Annotated in this window: 2 protein-coding genes; both read right to left on the bottom strand. The window is 62.4% G+C overall.

Features of this window, described 5'->3' with window-relative positions; genetic code table 11:
* A partial coding sequence (locus V6M52_RS10850; RefSeq protein ID WP_332701035.1) for a hypothetical protein occupies window positions 1-246 on the bottom strand: 246 nt, incomplete at its 3' end.
* A gap of 77 nt (window positions 247-323) precedes the next feature.
* Window positions 324-1806: gp53-like domain-containing protein (locus tag V6M52_RS10845; RefSeq protein WP_442881849.1), on the bottom strand; the 1483-nt coding region annotated here is incomplete at its 5' end.

Here is a 1806-nt window from a genome sequence, read left to right as displayed (position 1 = left end):
GCCCATTAGCACCAGACCGAGCTGCTGGATGCGGCTGTCGGCGTCGGAGTGATACCAATTGCCGGCGGCCAGCACGCCGAGAGCCTTGCGGCGGTCGCGCTCGGCTTTGATCTGCGGCCAGATTTGTTCGGCGGTGGCGGCAGGCGGGTCGATCAGGATCGGGCGACCCTCTGCGTCTGGCGCAATCCTCAAACCGACCGATTCACCGGCCAGCAGCGCGGCGTGATCCTCCAGGCTAATTGCCACGCCTCCGTTGTCAGATGCTGCGAAACTAAAGCGCCCATCACTTGCGACCCATTTTGCGTAATACACGATATACCCCCTTAATAACCGATTGCTTCCCATTGAACGATTCGGGTGTGGCCTAGGTTGTTATCAATAAAAGCCTGCCCCTCAAAACCCGTAGTTGTCCCCAGGCCGAGGCTAATTTCTTGCCTGTTAGACCGGTAATTTACCGGTGTGTCGTAATCTGAAATTTGGATGCCGATGCCCGCCTTCAAGTTAAGACAGGCATTCGGAAACGCCAGTGGGAAAGTCACATCTACTGGCGCCGATGAGACGTTCGCAGGAACTGTGAACAGGCCCCACTTTCGGATCAGCCCGCTCGGCAGCCTTTGGCTACCGGCTGTCGACAGGGTCGCCGCAAATCCTGATAACTGGTCCAATGCCCCACTGCCAGAAATTTCCCAGGTGTCGGCCGCCTCGTTAATGAACGTGATGTAGCCAGTGGACTTAGGGGTATATGCGGATAAGGCGCCCCCCCCTGTCGCAAACAGATCTGCTCCGCTGCGCACGAATGTCGGAACATTCGGGGCGCTGTAATAGAAGAACGTGATCGTGGTGGCCTGCGGCAAGGAGCTGGCGAGCGGTAGCGTAATTGTTGCCGGCGCGCCGATAACAAAGATCTTGCCAGCATCAGCCGCCGCCATCAGGCGGTTGCCTAAAATTGACTCAATGGCCGCATAGGTCAGACCGGAACGCTTCACAAACGCGGTGGTCGCCAGCGACGTGTCGTTGTCGAGCGGCGGCGGTGTCGGCGCCGTCGGATCGCCGGTGAAGTTCGGCGAGGCCAGCGGGGCCTTCAATCCCAGCAGAGTGGTGATAGTGGCGGCAAAATTCGGATCATCGCCGAGGGCTGCCGCCAGCTCGTTTAGCGTGTCCAGCGTCAACGGCGATGAATCGACCAGAGCAGCGAGCGCGGCCTTGACGAAGGCGGTGGTGGCCAGCTGGGTGTTGTTGGTCGCTTGGACAGCCGTCGGTGCCGTCGGCGTGCCGGTAAGAGCCGGGGAAGCCAAGGGCGCAGCATCGGTGAGGCCATAGCCGGCGAGCGTGGTCGGATTGGTGCCGCCGGTGACCCGGCCGCGCTTGTCCACCGTGACACTGCGGTAGGAACCGGCCGATACGCCGGACGGGCCGGCCGAGGCCTCGAAGGCCAGCGCCGTGGTACCGAGCACGATGACGCCATCGGTGGCCAGCTGCCAGACGCTGTCGGCATTGGCGGTGCCTTGCTCGACCGGCACGAGCATGCCGGGGGTGACCTCGATGCTGGCATCCGCATCGACGGCGCGCGACCACGCGCCGGTAGCCACCACATAGATGCCGTTTGCAGCGCCGGCGGCCTGGTTCTTCACCAGCACCCGGTCGCCAGCAATCAGGGCGATGCCGTCGATGGTCTGGGTGCCGCTGAGGACGATGGCGGCGGTGGTGGCGACGCGCACGCTGTTCTTGTGGTCGAGCTTGGCCAGCTCGTCGTCGACGTATTTGCGGGTGGCCAGCACCACGCTGGGGTCGATCTTCAGTTCGACG

Origin of the sequence: Devosia sp. (assembly GCF_036676215.1) — a bacterium.
In the GTDB taxonomy this organism is placed as follows: domain Bacteria; phylum Pseudomonadota; class Alphaproteobacteria; order Rhizobiales; family Devosiaceae; genus Devosia.
The sequence above is the reverse complement of the archived record's forward strand: the minus strand, read 5'-3'. Positions and strand labels throughout refer to the sequence as shown.